General features: G+C 53.4%; 21 protein-coding genes. 14 read left to right on the top strand and 7 right to left on the bottom strand.

Annotated elements, in window-relative coordinates; translation table 11 throughout:
• Nucleotides 1-4: 4 nt before the first annotated feature.
• Complete coding sequence (locus tag J1G48_RS19900) at nt 5-1,348, bottom strand: hemolysin family protein (RefSeq protein ID WP_000934972.1); 1,344 nt, start codon at nt 1,346-1,348, stop codon at nt 5-7.
• A gap of 182 nt (nt 1,349-1,530) precedes the next feature.
• Nucleotides 1,531-2,169, bottom strand: coding sequence for a peptide-methionine (S)-S-oxide reductase MsrA (gene msrA / locus J1G48_RS19895; protein WP_000051467.1), 639 nt, complete (start codon nt 2,167-2,169; stop codon nt 1,531-1,533).
• A gap of 212 nt (nt 2,170-2,381) precedes the next feature.
• Between msrA and tamA the strand changes: the two genes are divergently transcribed.
• From tamA to J1G48_RS19880, 3 genes are read left to right on the top strand one after another with little or no spacing between them, the layout of a single operon-like run.
• On the top strand, nt 2,382-4,115 hold the full coding sequence (gene tamA, locus J1G48_RS19890) for an autotransporter assembly complex protein TamA (protein WP_001120233.1): 1,734 nt from the start codon (nt 2,382-2,384) through the stop codon (nt 4,113-4,115).
• Complete coding sequence (gene tamB, locus J1G48_RS19885; protein ID WP_000060826.1) at nt 4,112-7,891, top strand: autotransporter assembly complex protein TamB; 3,780 nt, start codon at nt 4,112-4,114, stop codon at nt 7,889-7,891. Before tamA ends, tamB begins: the two co-directional genes overlap by 4 nt.
• Nucleotides 7,892-7,893: 2 nt before the next feature.
• The gene (locus J1G48_RS19880) at nt 7,894-8,238 is read left to right on the top strand and encodes a gamma-glutamylcyclotransferase (protein WP_001219167.1); all 345 of its coding nucleotides are present in this window, start codon (nt 7,894-7,896) and stop codon (nt 8,236-8,238) included.
• A gap of 53 nt (nt 8,239-8,291) precedes the next feature.
• Here the strand turns inward: J1G48_RS19880 and J1G48_RS19875 are convergent, their stop codons facing one another.
• The 4 genes from J1G48_RS19875 to fbp all read right to left on the bottom strand — a co-directional run bounded on the left by J1G48_RS19875 (nt 8,292) and on the right by fbp (nt 12,825).
• The gene (locus J1G48_RS19875) at nt 8,292-9,500 is read right to left on the bottom strand and encodes an MFS transporter (RefSeq protein ID WP_000200803.1); all 1,209 of its coding nucleotides are present in this window, start codon (nt 9,498-9,500) and stop codon (nt 8,292-8,294) included.
• Nucleotides 9,497-10,660, bottom strand: coding sequence for a metallo-dependent hydrolase (locus J1G48_RS19870; protein ID WP_000977208.1), 1,164 nt, complete (start codon nt 10,658-10,660; stop codon nt 9,497-9,499). Before J1G48_RS19870 ends, J1G48_RS19875 begins: the two co-directional genes overlap by 4 nt.
• Nucleotides 10,661-11,069: 409 nt before the next feature.
• On the bottom strand, nt 11,070-11,600 hold the full coding sequence (ppa, locus tag J1G48_RS19865; protein WP_000055079.1) for an inorganic diphosphatase: 531 nt from the start codon (nt 11,598-11,600) through the stop codon (nt 11,070-11,072).
• Between the two features lie 226 nt (nt 11,601-11,826).
• Nucleotides 11,827-12,825 carry a class 1 fructose-bisphosphatase gene (gene fbp / locus J1G48_RS19860; RefSeq protein WP_000853764.1) on the bottom strand — a complete coding sequence of 333 codons (999 nt, stop codon included), beginning with the start codon at nt 12,823-12,825 and terminating at the stop codon, nt 11,827-11,829.
• A gap of 174 nt (nt 12,826-12,999) precedes the next feature.
• Here fbp and mpl point away from each other — a divergent pair, with 174 nt between their 5' ends.
• A complete protein-coding gene (mpl, locus tag J1G48_RS19855; RefSeq protein WP_001219836.1) occupies nt 13,000-14,373 on the top strand; it encodes a UDP-N-acetylmuramate:L-alanyl-gamma-D-glutamyl-meso-diaminopimelate ligase in 1,374 nt (457 codons plus the stop codon).
• A 106-nt stretch (nt 14,374-14,479) separates the two neighbouring features.
• Here mpl and yjgA read toward each other — a convergent pair whose 3' ends face one another.
• Nucleotides 14,480-15,031, bottom strand: a complete 552-nt coding sequence (gene yjgA / locus J1G48_RS19850; protein ID WP_000166287.1) for a ribosome biogenesis factor YjgA — start codon at nt 15,029-15,031, stop codon at nt 14,480-14,482.
• A 95-nt stretch (nt 15,032-15,126) separates the two neighbouring features.
• Between yjgA and pmbA the strand changes: the two genes are divergently transcribed.
• The 10 genes from pmbA (at nt 15,127) to J1G48_RS19800 (ending at nt 22,741) form a co-directional block, all read left to right on the top strand.
• Complete coding sequence (gene pmbA / locus J1G48_RS19845) at nt 15,127-16,479, top strand: metalloprotease PmbA (RefSeq protein ID WP_000852993.1); 1,353 nt, start codon at nt 15,127-15,129, stop codon at nt 16,477-16,479.
• A 98-nt stretch (nt 16,480-16,577) separates the two neighbouring features.
• Entirely contained in the window at nt 16,578-16,964 is a 387-nt protein-coding gene (gene cybC, locus J1G48_RS19840; RefSeq protein WP_001232231.1) for a cytochrome b562, read from the top strand.
• A gap of 277 nt (nt 16,965-17,241) precedes the next feature.
• Nucleotides 17,242-17,580 (top strand): glycine dehydrogenase, encoded by a 339-nt coding sequence (locus J1G48_RS19835; protein ID WP_001255104.1) that lies wholly within the window; start codon nt 17,242-17,244, stop codon nt 17,578-17,580.
• Between the two features lie 10 nt (nt 17,581-17,590).
• Complete coding sequence (locus J1G48_RS19830; protein ID WP_000435389.1) at nt 17,591-17,953, top strand: SFCGS family glycine-rich protein; 363 nt, start codon at nt 17,591-17,593, stop codon at nt 17,951-17,953.
• On the top strand, nt 17,953-18,255 hold the full coding sequence (locus J1G48_RS19825) for a DUF4312 family protein (protein ID WP_000975187.1): 303 nt from the start codon (nt 17,953-17,955) through the stop codon (nt 18,253-18,255). Before J1G48_RS19830 ends, J1G48_RS19825 begins: the two co-directional genes overlap by 1 nt.
• A gap of 22 nt (nt 18,256-18,277) precedes the next feature.
• Nucleotides 18,278-19,054, top strand: coding sequence for a DUF4311 domain-containing protein (locus tag J1G48_RS19820; RefSeq protein WP_000478578.1), 777 nt, complete (start codon nt 18,278-18,280; stop codon nt 19,052-19,054).
• A gap of 11 nt (nt 19,055-19,065) precedes the next feature.
• Nucleotides 19,066-19,710, top strand: a complete 645-nt coding sequence (locus tag J1G48_RS19815) for a DUF4310 family protein (protein ID WP_000392127.1) — start codon at nt 19,066-19,068, stop codon at nt 19,708-19,710.
• 58 nt (nt 19,711-19,768) lie between these two features.
• Nucleotides 19,769-20,902, top strand: coding sequence for an amidohydrolase/deacetylase family metallohydrolase (locus J1G48_RS19810; RefSeq protein ID WP_000459957.1), 1,134 nt, complete (start codon nt 19,769-19,771; stop codon nt 20,900-20,902).
• Complete coding sequence (locus tag J1G48_RS19805) at nt 20,886-22,004, top strand: DgaE family pyridoxal phosphate-dependent ammonia lyase (RefSeq protein WP_001139169.1); 1,119 nt, start codon at nt 20,886-20,888, stop codon at nt 22,002-22,004. The genes J1G48_RS19810 and J1G48_RS19805 overlap by 17 nt, the downstream gene beginning before the upstream one ends.
• Nucleotides 22,001-22,741, top strand: a complete 741-nt coding sequence (locus tag J1G48_RS19800; protein ID WP_000779259.1) for a KDGP aldolase family protein — start codon at nt 22,001-22,003, stop codon at nt 22,739-22,741. Before J1G48_RS19805 ends, J1G48_RS19800 begins: the two co-directional genes overlap by 4 nt.
• Nucleotides 22,742-22,752: the final 11 nt, after the last annotated feature.

Here is a 22,752-nt window from a genome sequence, read left to right as displayed (position 1 = left end):
GATTTCAGGCCGCGCTGTCTTCTTTGTCTTTTGCATCGGGCAGTTTCGGCGCCGGTACGTTGCTTTTATTGTCGAGACGCGTCACCAGCAACTGATCGATACGGTAGTTGTCGATATCCACCACTTCAAATTTGTAGCCGGAAAACTTCACCGAATCAGTGCGTTTTGGGATCTTGCGCAGCATAAACATCATAAAGCCGCCAATGGTTTCATAGTTGCCGGATTGCGGAAACTCATCGATATCCAGCACGCGCATGACGTCGTCAATCGGCGTGCCGCCGTCAACCAGCCAGGAATTTTCATCGCGCGCCACAATTTGCTCTTCCAGTCCCTGGCCGACCAGGTCACCCATTAGCGTGGTCATCACATCGTTCAGCGTAATGATACCGACGACCAGTGCGTATTCATTCATAATGACCGCGAAATCTTCGCCCGCCGTTTTGAAACTTTCCAGCGCCTCAGAAAGGGTCAGCGTATCCGGCACAATCAAGGTATTGCGAATTTGCACGCCGCTATTCAGCGCCATACTTTGGTTCGCCAGCACGCGATTCAGCAGATCTTTGGAGTCTACATAGCCGATGATGTGGTCGATATCTTCATTACACACCAAAAATTTTGAGTGCGGATGTTCGGCGACCTTTTTCTTCAGGCTTTGTTCGTCTTCGTGCAGATCAAACCAGATGATACTTTCGCGCGACGTCATAGAAGACGGTACGGTGCGGGATTCAAGTTCAAACACATTTTCAATCAGTTCGTGCTCTTGCTTGCGCAAGACGCCCGCCAGCGCGCCGGCTTCCACCACTGCGTAAATATCATCAGAAGTAATGTCGTCTTTCCGCACCATTGGAATTTTGAACAGGCGGAAGATGTTGTTTGCCATGCCGTTAAACAGCCACACCAGCGGGCGAAAAACGAACAGGCAGAAGCGCATCGGGTTGATGATACGCAAAGCCACAGCTTCTGGCGCAATCATACCGATGCGTTTCGGGGTTAAATCCGCGAACAGGATAAACAGCCCCGTCACCAGCGAGAAGGAGAGAATAAAGCTCAGCTGCTCGGAGAGTTCTGGCGACATATAGTGCGAGAAAAGGGCGGAAAAGGCGGGCGAAAATGCCGCATCGCCGACGATACCGCCAAGAATAGCGACGGCGTTCAGGCCAATTTGCACAACGGTGAAAAACATGCCGGGATTTTCCTGCATTTTCAATACGCGTTGTGCGTTGATACTGCCTTCATCAGCTAATAACTTAAGTTTAATCTTACGTGATGCGGCAAGCGAGATCTCGGAGATGGAGAAGAACGCACTTACAGCGATCAGGCAGAATATAATGAATATACTGTTTAACATATCTTATCCGGCGAAACGCCAGATCCTCGGAAGGGAAGTTTATAAATCCGTGTGGTAACGTTTAATGAAAACCGGCTCGTAGCAGTGAGCCGATAAGTTCAGGGCTAGTATAGCGTAAGCTACTGTAAAGTCGCCAGAGGGTTCATTTTCAACTCCGACAAGTTCCCCCTACGCCTGCGTCGTCACGCGTCAGGCGGCAGGCAAACGCCGATCCCGCCAATCCCGCAGTAACCGTATGGATTTTTGTGCAGATACTGTTGGTGTTCATCTTCGGCGTAGTAAAACGGCGTCGCATGGGCGATTTCCGTGGTAATCGGGCGATGGTCTCCGGCGGCGGCCATTGCCGACTGAAAGCGCTCGCGACTGGCGTGAGCGGCGGCATTCTGTTCCGGCGTTAAGGGATAAATCGCAGAACGGTATTGCGTACCGTGATCGTTACCCTGTTGCATCCCCTGCGTCGGATCGTGATTTTCCCAGAAGGTCTGTAAAAGCTGCTCATAACGGATAACGGCAGGATCGTACACTATCCGTACCGCTTCGGCATGACCGGTCTGCCCGGAACAGACTTCCCGGTAGGTTGGATTAGGCGTGTAACCGCCTGCATACCCTGCCGCGGTGCTATATACGCCGGGCAATTGCCAGAATAAACGTTCTACGCCCCAGAAACAGCCCATAGCGAAGTAGGCGATCTCCATCCCGGCAGGGACATTGGTCATAGAGTGTTCATTTACCGCATGCAGAGTGGCGATCGGCATCGGGGTGTTGCGTCCTGGTAACGCATCTGCTTGAGTAACCAGATGTTTTTTATCAAATAAACTCATGAGCTATTCTCCCGAAAGCGTTAATTGGCGTTAAGGTTGTAACGAGACGCATCTTTGCACACAATAACAACATTAATGTATCTGGATTTAACCATAAGAAATATTTGGGCAGTCGTCTGCTTTTCAATCGAAATTGTTGATTTTATGTTAAGCCGCGGAGCGGTAGTGTGATTTTTTCCAGGGGTGGGAATAGGGGATATTCAGGAGAAAATGTGCCACATATCCGTCAGTTATGTTGGGTTAGCTTACTGTGCCTGAGCAGTTCTGCGGTAGCCGCAAATGTTCGTCTGAAAGTCGAAGGGCTATCCGGAGAGCTGGAAAAAAACGTTCGCGCACAGCTCTCTACGATTCAGAGCGATGAGGTGACGCCGGATCGGCGCTTTCGCGCCCGAGTTGATGATGCGATTCGCGAAGGGCTTAAAGCGTTAGGCTATTACGAACCCACTATCAAATTCGACTTGCTTCCACCGCCTGCGAAAGGACGGCAGGTATTAATCGCCAGGGTTACGCCCGGCCAGCCGGTGTTGATTGGCGGTACAGAAGTCATTTTACGCGGCGGCGCGCGCACGGACAAAGATTATCTGGCCTTACTGAAAACGCGTCCGGCAATCGGCACGGTGCTGAACCAGGGAGACTATGACAATTTTAAAAAGTCGTTAACCAGCGTGTCGCTACGTAAAGGCTATTTCGACAGCGAATTCGTTAAAAGTCAGTTGGGAATTGCTCTGGGCTGCCATCAGGCGTTTTGGGATATTGATTATGATAGCGGTGAGCGCTATCGCTTCGGACCTGTCACCTTCGAAGGTTCGCAGATTCGTGATGAATATTTACAAAATCTGTTGCCGTTTAAAGAGGGCGATGAGTACGAATCGAAAGATTTGGCGGAACTAAACCGCCGACTTTCCGCTACCGGATGGTTTAATTCTGTCGTGGTGGCGCCGGAATTTGAGAAATCGCGTAAAACAAAAATTCTGCCGTTAAAAGGCGTGGTATCGCCGCGAACCGAAAATACGATTGAAACCGGGGTGGGGTACTCCACCGACGTCGGGCCGCGCGTGAAAGCGTCGTGGAAAAAACCGTGGATGAACTCTTACGGTCATAGTCTGACCACCAGCACCAGTATTTCTGCGCCGGAACAGGTGCTGGATTTTAGTTATAAAATGCCGCTGCTGAAAAACCCGCTGGAGCAATACTATCTGGTACAGGGCGGTTTTAAACGTACCGATTTGAATGATACGGAGCAGGACTCGACCACGCTTGCCGTGTCGCGTTACTGGGACCTTTCCAGTGGTTGGCAGCGGGCGATTAACCTGCGCTGGAGTTTCGACCACTTTACCCAGGGGAACGTCACCAATACCACCATGCTGTTCTACCCGGGCGTGATGATCAGCCGAACCCGCTCGCGAGGGGGACTGATGCCAACCTGGGGCGATTCGCAGCGCTATTCAGTAGACTATTCGAATACGGCCTGGGGCTCCGACGTGGATTTCTCCGTGCTGCAGGCGCAAAACGTCTGGATTCGGACTTTGTACGATCGCCACCGTTTTGTGATGCGCGCCAATTTGGGCTGGATAGAAACCGGTGATTTCGACAAAGTTCCGCCGGATTTACGTTTCTTCGCCGGGGGCGACCGCAGTATTCGCGGCTATAAATACAAATCTATTTCGCCTAAAGATAGCGACGGCAATCTTAAAGGCGCCTCAAAACTGGCAACCGGATCGCTGGAGTACCAGTATAACGTCACTGGCAAATGGTGGGGGGCAGTGTTTGTCGATAGCGGCGAGGCGGTGAGTGATATTCGCCGTAGCGATTTCAAAACCGGGACCGGGGTCGGCGTGCGCTGGGCGTCGCCGGTTGGGCCTATCAAACTCGATTTTGCCGTACCGGTCGGCGACAAAGACGAACACGGTTTACAGTTTTATATCGGTCTGGGGCCTGAATTATGAGTTTATGGAAGAAAATAAGCCTCGGCGTGTTGATTTTCATTGTGGTGTTACTGGCGAGCGTTGCGTTTCTGGTCGGGACGACGACGGGGCTGCATCTGGTATTCAGTGCGGCGAACCGCTGGGTGCCGGGGCTGGAGATTGGGCAGGTCACCGGCGGCTGGCGGGACTTATCGTTAAAAAATATCCGCTATGAGCAGCCGGGCGTTGCGGTGAATGCGGGCGAAATTCATCTGGCCGTCGGGCTTGATTGCCTGTGGCGCAGTAGCCTGTGCGTCAATGATCTGGCGCTAAAAGACATTAATGTCGCTATCGACAGCAAAAAAATGCCACCCTCCGAACCGGCGCAAGAAGAGGAAGAAAGCGGACCGCTGAACCTCTCCACGCCCTGGCCCATCACGCTGTCGCGCGTGGCGTTGAATAACATCAATATCAAGATTGATGACACTACCGTTTCGGTGCTGGATTTTACCTCCGGGCTGGCATGGCAGGAGAAAAACCTGACCCTGAAACCGACGCGGCTTCAGGGATTGCTGATCGCGCTGCCGAAGGTCGCTGACGTGGCGCAGGAAGAGGTGGTTGAACCCAAAATCGAGAAACCTCAACCGGATGAAAAGCCGCTTGGCGAAACGCTAAAAGATCTGTTTGCAAAACCAGTAATGCCGGAGATGACCGATGTTCACCTGCCGCTCAATCTGAATATCGAGTCATTTCGCGGCGAGCAGCTACGCATCACCGGCGATACCGATCTGACGGTGCGCACGATGCTGCTTAAAGTCAGCAGTATCGACGGTAATATGAAGCTGGATACTCTGGATATCGACGCCAACCAGGGCACGGTGAAAGCCTCCGGTACGGCGCAGCTCGCCAATAACTGGCCGGTTGATATTACGCTCAACAGTACGCTGAATATCGATCCGCTAAAGGGTGAAAAGATAAAACTCAAGGTCGGCGGCGCGTTACGCGAACAACTGGAGGTCGGGGTGAACCTTTCCGGGCCGATGGATGTCGCGCTTCGCGCCCAGACGCGGCTGGCGGAGGCCGGTTTACCGCTCAATCTTGAAGTCGTCAGCCAACGCATTGCCTGGCCATTGACGGGTGATACCCAGTTTCAGGCTGACGATCTGAAGCTCAAACTGAGCGGTAAGATGACCGACTATACGTTGTCGATGCGAACCGCCGTGAAAGGACAAGATATTCCGCCGGCGACCATTACGCTGGATGCTAAAGGGAATGAGCGGCAGATTAATCTCGATAAACTCACCGTCGCCGCTCTGGAGGGAAAAACCGAACTGAAAGCGCTGGTGGACTGGCAGCAGGCGATTAGCTGGCGTGGCGAACTGACGCTGAATGGCATCAATACCGCTAAAGAGATCCCGGATTGGCCCGCGAAGCTTAACGGCGTCATGAAAACCAAAGGCAGCCTCTACGGCGGCACCTGGCAGATGGATGTCCCGGAGCTCAAGCTGACCGGCAATGTGAAGCAGAACAGCGTTAACGTCAACGGGACGCTAAAGGGCAACAGCTACATGCAGTGGACGATCCCGGGGCTGCACCTTGCGCTGGGCCCAAACAGCGCCGATATAAAAGGCGAGCTTGGCGTTAAGGAGCTGAATCTTGACGCCGCCATCGATGCGCCGGGGCTGGATAATGCGCTGCCAGGACTGGGCGGCATGGCAAAAGGAATCGTTAAAGTCCGCGGTACGGTAGAAGCGCCGCAGCTGTTGGCGGATATCACCGCCCGCGGTCTGCGTTGGCAGGAGCTGTCTGTCGCCCAGGCGCGCATTGAGGGCGATATTAAATCCACCGATCAGATAGCGGGCCATCTCAACGTTCGCGTAGAGCGGATTTCGCAGCCCGACGTTAACATCAATCTGGTGACGCTTGACGCCAAAGGCAGCGAGAAGCAGCATCAGCTACAGCTCCGTGTTCAGGGAGAACCGGTATCCGGTCAACTTTCCCTGACAGGCAGTTTTGATCGCGAGGCGGCGCGCTGGAAAGGGACAGTAAGCGACACCCGTTTCCAGACGCCAGTGGGGCCATGGTCGTTGACCCGCGCGATTGCGCTGGACTACCGTAATAAAGAACAGAAAATCAGTATCGGGCCGCATTGTTGGCTGAACCCGAACGCCGAGCTGTGCATCCCGCAAACCATTGATGCGGGCGCCGCAGGACGGGCGGTGGTCAATCTCAACCGCTTTGATCTGGCGATGCTGAAGCCATTTATGCCTGATACCACGCAGGCCAGCGGGATCTTTAGCGGGAAGGCGGACGTGTCGTGGGACACCACCCAGGAGGGATTGCCGCAGGGGAAGGTCACGCTTTCCGGTCGTAATGTGAAGGTCACGCAGACCGTCAATGACGCGCCATTACCGGTCGCGTTTGAGACGCTGAACCTCAGCGCCGATCTGCACAATAATCGCGCCGAGCTGGGATGGCTGATTCGCCTGACGAACAATGGTCAATTCGATGGCCTGGTGCAGGTAACCGATCCTCAGGGGCGGCGCAATCTCGGCGGTAACGTCAACATGCGCAATGTCAATCTGGCGATGGTCAACCCTGTCTTTTCGCGCGGCGAAAAAGCGGCGGGAATGTTAAACGCCAGGCTACGTCTGGGCGGCGATGTGCAAAGCCCGCAGTTGTTTGGTCAGTTGCAGCTTAGCGCGCTGGATATTGACGGTAATTTTATGCCGTTTGAGATGCAGCCGAGCCAGCTCACCATGAACTTTAGCGGGACGCGTTCGACACTCGCCGGTATCGTGCGAACACAACAAGGGCAAATTAACCTGAACGGTAACGCCGACTGGAGTCAGATTGACAACTGGCGCGCGCGGGTGACGGCGAAAGGCAGCCGGGTGCGGATTACCGTTCCGCCGATGGTGCGCCTGGATGTCTCGCCGGATGTGGTCTTTGACGCGACGCCTTCGCTGTTCACGTTGGATGGGCGTGTGGACGTTCCGTGGGCACGAATTGTGGTGCACGACCTGCCGGAGAGCGCGGTCGGCGTCTCCAGCGATGTGGTTATGCTCAATAATGACCTGCAACCAGAAACGCCGCAGACAGCGTCTATTCCCATCAACAGTAATCTGACGGTCCACGTCGGCAACAACGTGCGCATCGACGCCTTCGGGCTTAAAGCGCGTTTGACCGGCGATTTGAAAGTCGCGCAGGATAAGCAGGGGCTGGGGCTGAATGGTCAAATCAATATTCCTGACGGCCGATTCCGCGCCTACGGCCAGGACCTGCTTGTCCGTAAAGGCGAGCTGCTGTTCTCCGGCCCGCCGGATCAGCCGCTGCTCAATATCGAAGCGATCCGTAACCCTGACGCCACCGAAGACGATGTCATTGCGGGTGTGCGCGTCACAGGCACTGCTGATGAACCCAAAGCGGAAATCTTCTCCGATCCGGCGATGCCGCAGGCTGAAGCGCTTTCTTATCTGCTGCGTGGGCAGGGGTTGGACAGCAATCAGAGTGATAGCGCAGCAATGACCTCCATGCTTATTGGCCTGGGGGTTGCGCAAAGTGGTCAGGTTGTGGGTAAAATCGGAGAGACATTCGGTGTAAGTAATCTGGCGCTGGACACGCAAGGGGTGGGCGATTCGTCCCAGGTTGTGGTCAGCGGCTATGTACTGCCGGGTCTACAGGTGAAGTATGGTGTAGGGATATTTGACTCTCTGGCGACGCTCACGTTACGTTATCGCCTGATGCCTAAGCTATATCTGGAAGCAGTGTCTGGCGTAGATCAGGCACTTGATTTGCTCTATCAGTTTGAGTTTTAGCAATGCGAATATTTGTCTATGGCAGTTTACGACAGAAACAAGGCAACAGTCACTGGATGACCAATGCCCAATTGCTTGGCGATTACCGTATCGATAACTACCAGTTGTATAGTCTGGGCCACTATCCAGGCGCAGTTCCGGGAAACGGAGCGGTATACGGTGAAGTTTATCGAATTGATAACGCCACGCTGGCCGAACTTGATGCTTTGCGCACCAGGGGCGGTGAATACGCACGCCAGTTAATCCAGACGCCTTACGGCAGCGCATGGATGTATGTATATCAACGTCCTGTTGATGGGTTAACTCTGATTGAAAGCGGTGACTGGTTAGACAGAAACCAGCCCTGAACTGAACACGCCACCCTCGGGTGGCGTTGTTTTTTACATTCTGGCTGATGGCGTTAACGCCGGGCATGGTGAGCTCTTATTCTGCCGTAAATCAATAATGACGCGCCGCCCAGGATAACAATGCATCCGAGAACCATAAATCCCTGCATATAGCTGCCGGTTGTCCGGTAAAAATAGCCGACCATTAGGCCTGCCAACGTACCGCCGCCGCCGGCGCCGATGCCATTAATAATACCGGAGGCTGGGCCAATCGCATGGGGTTTAACGTTCGACTGGATAATCGACCAGATATTGGGGGTAAAGCTGGCGGCATAATAACCCATCGCCAGGGTAATGAGCGTGATTTTAAAGCCCGGCGCATCGACAAATGGCAGGAGAAATAACATCACGCCGGGGATTAGTAGGCCCAGTGAAGCAATAAGTACACGCTTTTGTGTCTTATCACTGATCCATGAGATAGGGATTGCCAGTATAACCGCAGTCAGATAAGGCAGAGAACTGACCAATGCTTTACTGAATCCGGTATAGCCGAGAGAATTGACAACCATGGGTATCCATAACGTAATTCCCCAGAACAACATCCCTTGAGTGATGTAGGTAAAAATAAGAAGTAGGAAGGGGGTTCCGCCCAGCGATTCCAGGGTAAGTTTAGTTTTCTCTGTTGGCGCCGGCGCACGATAATAAGGCGCTTCTTCCTGTTTTTTCAGCATTGTTATATAAAGTGGAACAACAACAACAATGCCGATCACACCAGTGATAATAAAAACATTTCGCCAACCGAAGGCAGCATCCAGCGGGGACAAAATCATAAATCCCAGGCCTAATGCCAGGAACTGTCCATAATACTGGATAATACTATTCGCCTGCGTCCGTTCTTTGTCTGAAAACCAGTCGCTGGCGAAGCGGGACTGCTGCGGCCAATAAATGCCTTCGGTAATGCCAAGCACCAGCCGACAAATCAAAATAACGTACACTGACGAGGTAAATCCGACAAAAACGGTCGCAATCGACCAGATTAGCACCATCAGAATGACTATTTTTTTCGGATCGTATCGCTGGGTAAATACGCCGCCAAAAATATTTGAAAAGGCATAGCCAATAAGAAATATGGTTAATACAATGCTGGCCGTTGCGCCATCAATATTCAGGTCGTGTGTAATCGTAGGTAACGTAACGGAAAGATTAGAACGGTCAAGATAAGCAACAAAAAGGCCGAACATTAATGTCGCGCCGATCCGTAGCCATTTTTGTATTGAGGTCATTTTTCAACTCCGTTTGGCCGCGCGCCAAAATCAATTTGACGAAATAATATCTCACCGGATTTTATGGTCATTTGTGGTACCAGCACATGCGTCCCCGTGAGCGTTTCACCATGAATATCGGCAAATTCAACATGCCTGTTTTTTAATTTAAAGATGGCGATATCGGCAAATGCCCCAGGGGCCAGCGTACCAATTTCTGCTGCCATACCCATTAAAACTGCTGGGGTATGGGTACAGGCGTTAATGACATCGGTAAGCGCGACGCCGAGTGCTAAATATTTCGATAAAATCCATGGTAAGGCGTAAACAGGCCAGGCGAGTTTAGTGATGGTTGAGAGATCGCTACTGATGATATCCGGAAGAAAGCCATTGGCGATGGCCCGGCGTGCCGTGTTCATTGAAAAATGGCTGCGACCATTGGCGGCATCAAATATAACGCCTCTTTCCCTTGCCTGACGGACTTCGGCTAAGACAGCGCCTTCATCAGTAAGAATGGTGCTACCTTTGCCGTGAAACGCATGAGCGATAATATCGCCGCGGCGTAGCAAGGAGACAAGTTCTTTCATGGGAACGACGGGATGAGTCGAGTGTATTGCTACGGGGCACCTTAAATCGTTGGCAATACGAAGGGATTCAGTCAGCGGTTTTAAGCCATATTCAGCAATGTCCTCAGTCTGAACCTTGAGTTTTAATCCCTGAAGAACGTTGCGATACTGGCGAAACAGCGCGTGGATCTTATTTTCATCAATATTGTCAGGATCATAATTTTCTTGTGACCAGGTTTGGCCCGGCGGCGACACGGTCAGAAACGCTTTGATTCGAACTTTGCTGGCGCAAATCACCGTTCGGTAGAAGGCATCAAAGTTTGCCGTACCGGCAGAACCTGCATCCACGACGGTGGTGACGCCATTCGGCGGCATGTACATATCAGGCCTGACGCCGCCTTCCGTCGCGTCATAAAAAACATGCGCGTGATAATCGATAAGACCGGGAGTGACGATCATGCCGTCGGCATGGATAATCCGGGTCTCCGAAGTTACAGGATATTTATCGGCATCAACGATAATATCGTTAATGATGCGTAAATTGTTAATCTCATTAATATTACGAGCGGGATCGATGATATGTCCACCGGTAATTAATATATCATTTTTCATCATAATCTCTTAAAGTAGTAAATAATTATGGCAGCCCTTAAAAATATATTAAAAAGTGTGTTTTGAGCGGATGTTATGTTGGATTAAAAATACGGTTATTGGTAGGGAGAGCTTAGGATGCCTTATTAAAAAGGTAATCGGGCTTATGCACTAAATAAGAATTTGGCGCTTGCTAATATTTAGGGCGTAAGTCCATGGGAGTCTGCGGGAATTCACAAAAAAATTATTATCTTAAGCTTTTTAGAGAAAGCGTGAGTGTATTCAACCCTTTTTAATAAAAAATCAGGTAAAGTCTTATTCATTCCGTGAATGTTAAACTAATAATGATAAAAATTGTGCTCTATTCATTAGCCAATAAAAAGGCCCTCATTACTATGAGAGCCTTTATCTTGACGCTTATGTAAAAGCGAACTTATTTCTTCGCTGCGCGCTCGAAGGAGGCAACGATTTCCGCTTTAGCCGCTTCGGCGTTGTCCCAACCGTCAACTTTCACCCATTTGCCTTTTTCGAGATCTTTATAATGCTCGAAGAAATGAGTGATCTGCGCTTTCAGCAGTTCCGGCAGATCGTTCACATCTTTAATGTGATCGTACTCTTTGCTCAGTTTGGTGTGCGGTACGGCAACCAGTTTCGCATCTTCACCGGATTCGTCGGTCATTTTCAGTACGCCAACCGGACGGCAACGGATGACGGCGCCTGGCTGCAGCGGGTACGGCGTCGGGACCAGAACGTCTACCGGGTCGCCGTCCAGAGACAGGGTATGGTTGATGTAACCGTAGTTGCACGGATAGAACATCGCGGTGGACATGAAGCGGTCAACGAACAGCGCGCCGCTCTCTTTGTCAACTTCGTATTTGATCGGATCTGCGTTAGCCGGGATCTCGATAACGACGTAGATATCTTCCGGCAGTTCTTTACCCGCCGGGACGTTGAGTAAGCTCATGTCTGTTTCCTTTGAATTTATGACAAACAAGTGGCGAGTATTATAGCCAACTCACGCCGAAAGTCTTCGCTTGTTTTCGTTTCCGCCTCATCTGGCGCGTCGTTGCGGAGCATAAACGACAAAGGTTAAGAACCGGAAAAATCACGGGCCTGATAAGGCAACGCCGCCATCGGACATGTTATTGCCCAATGGCGGCTTCATGCGTTAGTCCGCATGGTGGTAAAGATTACGCGTCCGGGTATTCGCGGATAAAGCGTTCCACATCGTCAACCATATGGCGGTTGCCAACGAAGAACGAGCGGCGCTGGTGCAGGCTTTCCGGAATGATATCCAGAATACGTTCTTTACCATCGCTTGCTTTGCCGCCGGCCTGTTCCGCGAGGAACGCCATCGGGTTGCATTCATACAGCAGACGCAGTTTTCCCTGCGGATGGCTGGCGGTGCTGGGGTAGAGATAGATGCCGCCTTTCAGCAGGTTGCGATGGAAATCGGCCACCAGAGAGCCAATGTAACGTGAGGTATAAGGGCGACTTGTTGAACTATCCTCTTCCTGGCAGAATTTGATGTACTTCTTCACGCCATTCGGGAATTTAATGTAGTTGCCTTCGTTAATGGAGTAGGTTTTACCCTTTTCCGGGAAACGCATACGTTCCTGGCACAGACAGAACACGCCTAACGACGGATCGTAGGTGAAAGCGTGTACGCCGCAGCCGGTGGTGTAAACCAGCATGGTGGACGAGCCATACACGACATATCCCGCAGCGACCTGTTTGTTGCCGGGTTGCAGGAAATCTTCTTCGGTGACTGGCGTGCCGACGGGCGTCACGCGGCGATAAATCGAGAAAATCGTACCGACAGAGACGTTAACGTCGATGTTAGAAGAGCCATCCAGAGGATCCATCAGCACCACATATTTCGCGTGTTCGCAGCCTTCAAAGACGACAATTTCGTCCTCTTCTTCCGATGCGATGCCCGCTACAATATCGCGCGCTTTTAGTGCAGCTTTCAGTTTCTCGTTCGCGAACAGATCGAGTTTCTGCTGAACCTCGCCCTGTACGTTCTCAGCACCGCTGGCACCCAGGATATCGACCAGACCGGCCTTGTTGATATCGCGGTGGATGATCTTGGCGCCCAATTTTATTGCCGACAGCAAAGCAGTGAGCTCACCGGTAGCCTGAGAGAACTCGTGCTGCTTTTCGACAATAAATTCACCTAACGTTTTCATAACACTTTCCCTGCAATTGATTGGAGTAAAGCGACCGTAACAATCTTAACAAACATTTCAGATGATGCGCTCAGGTGAATCGCGCCAGCAAAGTACAGATTTACCTGAAATGCGTTTCTCACTTGCCAGACATGTGCGTAAAATGGCTCGCAGATAAAAAAAGGATAGTGACGTATGCGCATTCATATTTTGGGAATTTGTGGCACTTTCATGGGGGGGCTGGCGATGCTGGCTCGCTCGCTTGGTCATGAAGTAACGGGTTCGGACGCCAATGTGTATCCGCCGATGAGTACCTTACTTGAGAAGCAAGGCATTGATCTGATCCAGGGGTATGACGCCAGCCAGCTCGATCCGCAGCCGGATCTGGTGATTATCGGCAATGCGATGACGCGTGGGAATCCGTGCGTGGAAGCGGTGCTGGAAAAAAACATTCCCTTTATGTCTGGTCCACAGTGGCTGCATGACTTTGTGTTGCGCGACCGCTGGGTACTGGCGGTCGCCGGTACCCACGGCAAAACCACGACCGCAGGCATGGCGACCTGGATACTGGAAGCGTGCGGGTACAAACCGGGCTTCGTGATTGGCGGCGTACCGGGCAACTTTGAGGTTTCCGCGCGCCTGGGCGAGAGCCCATTTTTTGTTATCGAAGCGGATGAGTACGACTGCGCGTTCTTTGATAAACGTTCTAAATTTGTGCATTACTGCCCGCGGACGTTGATCCTCAACAACCTTGAGTTTGATCATGCCGACATCTTCGACGATCTGAAAGCGATCCAGAAGCAGTTCCACCATCTGGTGCGCATCGTGCCGGGGCAGGGGCGCATCATCTGGCCGGAAAACGACATCAACCTGAAACAGACCATGGCGCTGGGCTGCTGGAGCGAGCAGGAGCTGGTGGGCGAGCAGGGACACTGGCAGGCGAAGAAGCTGACTACGGATGCTTCCGAGTGGGAAGTGTGGCTGGACGGCGAAAAAGTCGGCGATGTGAAATGGGGCCTGGTCGGCGAACATAACATGCACAACGGTCTGATGGCGATTGCCGCCGCGCGCCACGTGGGCGTCGCGCCCGCAGAAGCGGCCAGCGCGCTGGGGTCATTTATTAACGCCCGCCGCCGTCTGGAGCTACGCGGTGAAGCGAACGGCGTGACGGTGTATGACGATTTTGCTCACCATCCGACGGCAATTCTGGCCACGCTGGCGGCGCTGCGCGGTAAAGTGGGCGGCACCGCGCGCATTATCGCAGTGCTGGAGCCGCGTTCTAACACGATGAAGATGGGGTTATGCAAGGATGACCTGGCGCCGTCGTTAGGGCGTGCGGATGAAGTGTTCCTGCTGCAGCCGCCGCATATTCCGTGGCAGGTTTCAGAAGTGGCGGACGCCTGCGTACAGCCTGCTCACTGGAGTGGAGATGTCGATACGCTGGCGGAAATGGTGGTGAAAACCGCACAGCCTGGCGATCACATCCTGGTGATGAGCAACGGCGGTTTCGGCGGCATCCATCAGAAATTGCTGGATGGGCTGGCGAAAAAAGCACTGGTTGTGGAGTAAAAAATGCCCGGTGGCGCTGCGCTTACCGGGCCTACAATACGTACATTCCCGTAGGCCGGATAAGGCGCCAGCGCCGCCATCCGGCAGACGCTATCAACGTGTAAAATTACCCTTCGTTTTCCGCCAGCTCGCGCAGATACTGGAAGATCTGACGCGCTGATTTCGGCGGTTTGTTGCCTTCTTTCTCTTTCTTCGCATTGCGGATCAATGAACGAAGCTGTTGACGATCGGCGTGCGGCCACAGGGTCAGTACTTCGGCTACCGCGTCATCGCCTTCGACGATCAGACGATCGCGCAGATGCTCAAGCTTGTGAAACAGCACCACCTGCTGATTATGGCGGTTTTTCAGCTTGTCCAGCGCCTGGCGAATAGGTTCAACGTCGCGTTGGCGCAGCATTTTTCCGATAAGCTGCAACTGGCGGCGGCGTCCTTCCATTTTGATACGCTGGGCCAGTTCAATGGCGTCGCGCAGATCGGCGTCCAGCGGGATCTTATCCAGCGCGTTTTTCCCCAGATCCACCAGTTCCGCGCCCAGGCGTTTTAATTCCTCGGCATCGCGTTTAATTTCACTTTTACTGACCCAGATAATTTCATCGTCTTCGTCTTCGATGTCATCACCGGGAACGTCGTCGAGCCAGTCTTCGGGCTGCTTTGTCATGTCAGGCTCCTTAAAAAAAGAGGCTAATGTTACCAGTTAAGATGCGCACTGAAAAACGGTTCTCTGTTAGACTTCAGAGAAACTCTCTCTACATTATGGCATTTGCAATGAAAGTAATCTCACAAGTTGAAGCGCAGCGTAAGATTCTGGAAGAAGCAGTTTCGACAGCGCTGGAGTTAGCCTCAGGCAAATCGGATGGGGCGGAAGTCGCCGTCAGCAAGACCACCGGCATTAGCGTCAGCACCCGTTATGGTGAAGTAGAGAATGTCGAATTTAATAGCGACGGCGCGCTGGGAATTACGGTGTATCACCAGAACCGCAAAGGCAGCGCCTCTTCGACGGATTTAAGCCCGCAGGCGATTGCCCGTACCGTGCAGGCCGCGCTGGATATCGCGCGTTACACGTCGCCGGACCCGTGCGCAGGCGTGGCGGACAAAGAACTGCTGGCGTTTGACGCGCCGGATCTGGACTTGTTCCACCCGGCAGAGGTTACGCCAGACGAAGCCATTGAACTGGCCGCGCGTGCGGAACAGGCTTCTCTAAAGGCGGATAAACGCATCACCAATACCGAAGGCGGGAGCTTTAACAGCCATTACGGCATTAAAGTGTTCGGCAACAGCCACGGCATGTTGCAGGGATATTGCTCCACGCGCCATTCGCTCTCAAGCTGCGTCATCGCCGAAGAGAACGGCGATATGGAGCGTGATTACGCTTACACCATCGGTCGGGCAATGGCGGATCTGCAAGCGCCGGAATGGGTCGGGGCCGAGTGCGCGCGCCGTACCTTATCCCGCCTGTCGCCGCGCAAGCTCTCCACCATGAAAGCGCCGGTCATTTTCGCCAATGAAGTGGCGACAGGGCTATTTGGTCATCTGGTCGGGGCGATTGCCGGCGGCGCGGTATACCGTAAATCCACTTTTCTGCTCGACTCGCTGGGCAAACAAATTCTGCCTGAATGGTTAACCATCGAAGAACACCCGCATCTGCTAAAAGGGCTGGCGTCTTCACCGTTCGACAGCGAAGGCGTGCGTACGGAGCGCCGGGACATTGTGAAGGATGGCGTACTGATGCAATGGTTGCTGACCAACTATTCCGCCCGCAAACTGGGGCTGAAAAGTACCGGTCATGCCGGCGGCATTCATAACTGGCGTATCGCCGGGCAGGGGCTGAACTTTGAGCAATTGCTAAAAGAGATGGGCACCGGCCTGGTGGTGACGGAACTGATGGGCCAGGGCGTCAGCGGTATTACCGGCGACTACTCCCGCGGCGCTGCGGGATTCTGGGTTGAAAATGGTGAAATCCAGTACCCGGTAAGTGAAATTACCATTGCCGGTAATTTAAAAGAGATGTGGCGTAATATTGTCACCGTGGGTGATGATATTGAAACGCGCAGTAATATACAGTGTGGTTCGGTATTGTTACCGGAGATGAAAATCGCCGGACAATAATACCCGTCATACTTCAGGCTGCAGGCGCGTTGGCTGCCTGCGACCCGAATTATTCAGGGTATTACACTTATCGTTAATAATAAAAAAGGAAGTGAGCAATGCGTAAAAGCCTGTTAGCTATTCTTGCTGTGTCATCGCTGGTATTCGGTTCGGCTGTTTTTGCTGCCGATCTTGAAGATAATATGGATATTCTCAATGATAACCTGAAAGTTGTTGAGAAAACGGATAGTGCCCCTGAACTGAAAGCGGCATTAACCAAAATGCGCGCGGCCGCGCTGGATGCTCAAAAAGCTACGCCGCCAAAGCTGGAAGATAAAGCGCCGGATAGCCCGGAAATGAAGGATTTTCGTCACGGTTTTGACATTCTGGTCGGCCAAATTGATGGCGCGCTGAAGCTGGCGAACGAAGGTAACGTTAAAGAAGCGAAAGCGGCGGCGGAAGCGCTAAAAACCACCCGCAATACGTATCATAAGAAGTATCGTTAATTTTTGTGGGATGGCGGCTTCGCTTTATCCGTAGGTCGCCATCCGGCAAAATGTAATACCCATCACACTTTCTCACTTTATACGACAACGTCATTGTTTCGCCATTTCCTCTTTATGCCGCGATAGATCTCACACTTTCCCGGCGATAATTCATTAATGCCGCCTTTTCTGTGGCGCAGATCACCTATCCCACTCGCGTTTCCACTTCGAGGTGGAAAATAACTCGCTACAAACTTTTAACCCTTACCGCTAGTTTTATCTCATTGCCATTAACGGGGTGAGACGCGTGGATAACGGAGCAGTAAAACACGATGCTGGTGAGCGAATTAACGAACTGGCTGAACAGGTGTTAACGCAGGTGGATAGCCTGCTGGGGCGGCATCACATTGTCCCCAATGCGGTACAGACGCAAATGCTGACCTCGCACGTTCGCGCGATGGCGCACCGGTCAATTACCGGCGAGCCTTTACCGGAAGTCGATGCCAGCTTGTTTGATGAAATCTCAGCCGAATCAATGGCGCTCGCCCGCGAAATCGTGGCGGCGTTTGGCAACCTTCCTGACGAAGAAGCCTGGCTATTATCGGTACATTTTGAAGTCGCGAAAGACAACCTCTAAGGAGCAAAAAATGGAACAGATTACCGTCGTGATTGGCGATCGCCTGGGTAAAGGCCAGAAAGTAGCGGCAGGCGTGGAAAAAGCGGGCGGTCGCGCGGTCGTCGTACCGGGCGTCGCGGCAGACATGAAGCTGGGCGATGTGATGAAAGCGGAAAACGCCACCTTCGGCATTTCATTTTGCGGCAGCGGCGGCGCGGGCGCTATCACCGCGCAAAACAAGCATGGCTACAAAGCCAAATATGGAATGCGGTCAGTGGATGAAGGCGTCACCGCTATCAATGAAGGCTGCAACGTGTTGGGTTTCGGCTTTATGGATAAAGAAGAGCTCGGCGAGCGCCTGGTGCAGGCGTGGCAAAAGAAATACGGCGCCTGATGATGAAAGAGCAATTCACCACCACGGTGAGAGTAAAAGGCAAGGGCGACGCCAAAGCACGCGCCTTTGCCGATGCGCTGAACCATGTTCAGTCGGCGGTGATGAGAGAGTCGCCGTATATCTTACTGCGTATTGAGCCACAGGATGTGCGGATTGTTCAGGCGCATGAGTCGGTGCGTAAAGAGGCCTTTCTGTTTTTCTTTTTGCGCCGGGAACGACGCACTTACAGCGTGGAGCTGGATGTGACCGTCAACGTGACCGCCATCAATCTCGACAGGGTGGATTTCGTCGCGAAACGCTGATTTTTATTAAAAAGGCATAGTTATGTTCCTGATAATACTAATTAAATCGCTCATTATCGGCGCGCTGGTCGGCGTAGGGGTGGGCGCTGGGGCTGCACGCATGTTTCACGCGCCAACCACGCAGGGGATGGGCGCGTTCCGTACGTTGGGCGAACTCAACTCTTGTGAAGGCGACCCGGCATCTCACTTCTCCTTTGGGCTGGGTTTCTTCTTTAACGCCTGGGCGTCGTCTGTGGCGGCCGGATCGTTCACCCAGGATGTCGATCACCGCATCATCCCTAACTGGGGCGCGGCGGCGCTAATGATCAAAAACCGTAACGTCGGCGAGACGCTGCACGACCCGAAAAAAATGGCGATCGCCTGCGCCGTCATCGGCATGATTGTCGTAACGTTCCTTAACCTGACCGCCTCATCCGTGCCAGAAGCGCTACAGGTGACGGCGGTTAAGGTGCTGGTACCGGCGGCAAACCTGCTGGTCAATATCGTCATGCCTGTGATCTTCTGGTTAGCGGCGATCGACGCTGGTAAAAAATCGGGCTTCTGGGCCACCGTTTTCGGCGGCGCGGCGCAGCTCATCATGGGGAACGCCGTACCGGGGCTGGTGCTGGGTATTTTGATCGGCAAAGGCGTAGAAGAGAGCGGCTGGAACCATGTCACCAAAGTGATGATGGTCGCCATCGTTTTGCTGTTTGTGTTGAGCGGCTTCTTCCGCGGCTTCGACATGAAAATGATCGAGTCTTTCAACATGACGGTACCGAACTGGCTTGAACTGATCCACAACTCGCTCAGCGGCAAATAACGGAGGCCACAATGGAAGAGAATAAAGGTTTTTGGTATGCCGACTGGTCGTTCCCGATCTTTGTTGGCCTGCTCTCCTCCGGCGTTTTCGCCGGGACGCATATGTACTATCTGTACGGCATCGGCGCATTTAACGAAGTCGCTTTTGTGGCGATGTTGAAAGCGGGGATGGATACCGGCGTCTACGGCGCGGTCGCCGCTTTCGGCGCCAGCTTTTTATTTGCCCGCATTATCGAAGGTTCGCTGGTCGGAATTCTGGATATCGGCGGGGCAATTCAGACCGGCGTGGGCTTAGGGGTTCCGGCGTTATTGCTGGGAGCCGGCTTTGTCTTCCCGGTGGCGAACTTTATCGCTTCGCTGATAACCGGTCTGGTGATTGGCCTGGCGATTGGCTACATCATTATTCTGGCGCGTAAGTTCACCATTAATCAGAGCGACTCCACGTACGGAGCGGACGTCATGATGGGGGCCGGTAACACTTCAGGCCGTTTTCTGGGGCCGTTAATTATCCTCAGCGCCATGACGGCATCGATTCCCATTGGTCTGGGCTCTCTGGTGGGCGCGCTGCTGTTTTATATCTGGCAGAAGCCGATTACCGGCGGCGCGATTTTAGGCGCGATGATCCTCGGTTCCATCTTCCCGATTGCGATTAGCTAACTGTTGATTTGTAGGCCGGATAAGGCGGTTGCGCCGCCATCCGGCAAAGGAGAGAGCGATGTTTGATTTACTCCTGCGCCATGCGCGTCTGGTCGATGACACGCTGACTAATATTGCCCTACAAGATGGCAAAATCGCGGTGTTGGGTGACGTTGATGGTCCGGCGGTGAAAACCATTGACCTGCGCGGCGAGTGTTACGTTAGCGCGGGTTGGATTGATTCTCACGTCCACTGCTACCCGACATCGCCGATTTACCATGACGAACCGGACAGCGTGGGTATTGCCACTGGCGTTACCACAGTGGTGGATGCAGGCAGCACTGGCGCAGATGATATTGACGATTTTTACACCCTGACTCGTCAGGCGACCACCGACGTTTATGCGCTGCTGAATGTTTCACGCGTCGGGCTTATTGCCCAAAACGAGCTGGCTAACATGGCCAATATTGACGCTGATGCGGTTCGGCAGGCGGTAAAACGCCATCCGGATTTTATCGTCGGCCTCAAGGCGCGGATGAGCAGCAGCGTGGTAGGCGTTAACGGCATCACGCCGCTGGAACGCGCTAAAGCCATGCAGCAAGAAAACGGCAACCTGCCGCTGATGGTACATATTGGCAATAACCCGCCGGATCTGGACGAAATCGCGGAGCGTCTGACGGCGGGCGATATCATTACCCACTGTTACAACGGTAAGCCGAACCGTATTCTTCGGCCTGACGGCGAGCTGCGCGCCTCGGTGACACGAGCGCTGGCGCGCGGCGTGCGTCTGGATGTCGGGCATGGTACCGCCAGCCTGAGCTTTGCGGTGGCGAAACGCGCTATTAGCCTGGGGATTTTACCGCATACCATCAGTTCCGATATCTACTGCCGTAACCGCATCAACGGCCCGGTACATTCGCTGGCTAATGTGATGTCGAAATTCCTCGCCATCGGCATGTCGCTGCCGCAGGTCATTGCGTGCGTGACGGCCAATGCCGCCGATAGCCTGAATCTGAAAACCAAAGGGCGTCTTCAGCTAGGTCTGGATGCCGACCTGACCCTCTTTACGCTTAAACGCCAGCCCACCGTGTTGGTAGACGCGGAAAACGACAGCTTACAGGCTGAAGAATTGCTGACGCCGCTTGCCGCGATACGCGCAGGCAAGGGCTATATGACCGAACAAGGGAGCGCGGAACATGCCTTCGATTTTTGAGAAGTATCAATTAAAACAGGTGATTAACGCCTCCGGACGTATGACGGCGCTCGGCGTCTCTACGCCGCGCCCGGAAGTGATAGACGCGGCGATGGCCGGAATGAATCAGTATTTCGAGATGAAAGATCTGGTGAATAAAACCGGCGAGTACATTGCGAAATTGCTGGAGGTGGAAGGGGCGACGGTAGTCTCCTGCGCCAGTGCGGGTCTTGCCCAGTCGGTTGCCGCGGTACTGGTTCAGGACAGCGACTGGCTGCTGGAAAACCTGCACGTTACACCGATTGAAAATAACGAAATCGTCCTGCCAAAGGGCCACAACGTCAACTTTGGCGCGCCGGTGGGAACGATGGTGGCGCTGGGCGGCGGCAAACTGGTGGAAGCCGGTTACGCCAACGAATGTTCCGCCGCGCAGTTGGCGGCGGCCATTACGCCGCGCACGGCGGCTATTCTCTATATCAAATCTCACCACTGCGTACAGAAAAGTATGCTCAACGTGGAGCAGGCTGCGGTGGTGGCGCGTACGCATAATCTCCCGCTGATTGTGGACGCGGCGGCGGAAGAAGATTTGCAGTGCTACTACCGCGTGGGCGCAGATCTCGTTATCTATAGCGGCGCGAAAGCGATTGAAGGGCCGACCAGCGGGCTGGTGATTGGCAAAACGCAGTATGTTGAGTGGGTAAAACGTCAGTCAGCGGGCATTGGCCGGGCGATGAAGGTCGGCAAAGAGGGAATTGTTGGCCTGACCTGCGCCATTGAATTGTACCTGCGGGCGCAAAAAGAGAGCGGCGCGGAGATGGTAGAAAAAATGGCGCCCTTTATCGACACGTTGAACACGTTTAACGGCGTCAGCGCCCGCGTGGTGTGGGACAGCGCCGGACGCGACATCGCGCGCACGGAAATTAAGTTTGATGAAGCCGTTACCGGCATCGCCACAGGCGAACTGGTCGACGCGCTGAAGCAAGGTGAATACGCGATTTACTTTCGCGGATACAAAGCCAACGAAGGGATTATTGAAGCGGATGTCCGCAGCGTCGATCGCGCGCAGTTAGCGATTGTGGCGCGTCGTATTGGCGAGGTGATTAATCAGGAGAAACAAGCATGAAACTGACCCCTAACTTTTACCGCGATCGCGTTTGCCTGAACGTACTGGCCGGTTCGAAAGATAACGCCCGGGAAATCTACGCGGCGGCGGAAGGTCATGTGCTGGTTGGCGTGCTCTCCAAAAACTATCCGGATGTGGCAAGCGCAGTCGCGGATATGCGTGAATATGCGGCGCTTATCGATAATGCGCTCTCCGTCGGACTGGGGGCAGGCGATCCTAACCAGTCGGCGATGGTGAGCGAAATCTCGCGTCAGGTACAGCCGCAGCATGTCAACCAGGTGTTTACCGGCGTAGGGGCCAGCCGGGCGCTGCTGGGGCAAAACGAGACGGTGGTGAACGGTCTTGTCTCGCCGACCGGCACGCCGGGACGGGTGAAAATTTCCACCGGCCCGCTAAGCAGCCGCGCGCCGGACGGCATCGTACCCATAGAAACGGCGATTGCGCTGCTCAAAGATATGGGCGGCAGCTCCGTTAAATACTTTCCGATGGGAGGACTCACCTGTCGCGACGAGTATAAAGCGGTGGCTGACGCCTGCGCCCGCCATGATTTCTGGCTGGAACCGACGGGCGGCATCGATCTGGAAAACTTCGCCGAGATTCTGCACATCGCCCTTGATGCAGGTGTAAGCAAAATCATTCCTCACATTTATAGTTCGATTATTGATAAGGTGAGCGGCAACACCCGTGCGGACGATGTACGTCAGTTACTCGCTATCGTCCGGTCGCGTGTCGGCTAATCATGAGGAGA

Source organism: Salmonella sp. SAL-020 (assembly GCF_017372215.1).
GTDB lineage: Bacteria > Pseudomonadota > Gammaproteobacteria > Enterobacterales > Enterobacteriaceae > Salmonella > Salmonella enterica.
This window is presented reverse-complemented; position numbering and strand designations above follow the sequence as displayed.